General features: G+C 64.8%; 1 protein-coding gene. It reads right to left on the reverse strand.

Annotation, left to right across the window (positions count from 1 at the left end):
- Positions 1 to 896, reverse strand: an 896-nt coding sequence (locus H0524_RS22810; protein WP_255436191.1) for an acyltransferase domain-containing protein, incomplete at its 3' end; no start/stop codon positions are given.
- Positions 897 to 998 lie beyond the last annotated feature (102 nt).

The following is a 998-nucleotide window of genomic DNA, read 5'->3' on the forward strand; positions in this document are numbered from 1 at the left end:
TCCAAATCCACACCCGACACCCACAACCGCCCCATCCCCTCCACAAACCGACCCACCTCACCACCACCACCACGCTGCAACCCCACCACCACCGCCCCCGACACACACTCCCCCACCATCCCCGACAACACACTATCCGGACCCACCTCCACAAACCGCGACACCCCACGCCCCACCAACGACCCCACCGCATCCGCAAACCGCACCGTCCCCCGCACCTGCCCCTCCCAATACCCCACCGACCCCAACACCTCACCCGACACCACATCCCCCGTCACCGTCGACACCACCGCAACACCACCACCCACACCCGCCTCCACCCCACCCACAACCCGCCCAAACTCCCCCACCATCGGATCCATCAACCGCGAATGAAAACCACGCGACACCCCCAACCGCCGACACCACACCCCCAAACCACCCAACACCCCCTCCAACTCCACCACCTCCTCCACCGACCCCGACACCACCACCGACCGAGGACCATTCACCGCCGCCACATCCAACCCACCAAAATCCACCTCACCCAACCCCACACCCACCGCCAACATCGCCCCACCCACCGACAACCCCTGCATCAACCCACCCCGAGCCGCCACCACCCGACACGCATCCTCCAACGACCACACCCCAGACACATACGCCGCCACCAACTCCCCCACCGAATGACCCACCACAAAATCCGGAACCACACCCCACGACTCCACCAACCGAAACAACGCCACCTCAAACGCAAACAACGCCGGCTGCGCCCACCCCGTCTCCCCCAACACCCCACCCGAATCCACAAACATCACCTCACGCAAATCACCCCCCAACAACGACCCAAAAACCCCACAAACCTCATCCAACACCCCCGCAAACACCGGAAACGCCCCCGCCAACTCCCGACCCATCCCCACCCACTGCGACCCCTGACCCGTAAACAACACCGCCGTCCCACCCGACACCACCCGACCCGAAACACCACCACCAGCCGCCAACTCCCGAAGACCACC

This window comes from Salinispora sp. H7-4 (genome assembly GCF_013416675.1).
GTDB classification, from domain to species: domain Bacteria; phylum Actinomycetota; class Actinomycetes; order Mycobacteriales; family Micromonosporaceae; genus Micromonospora; species Micromonospora vitiensis.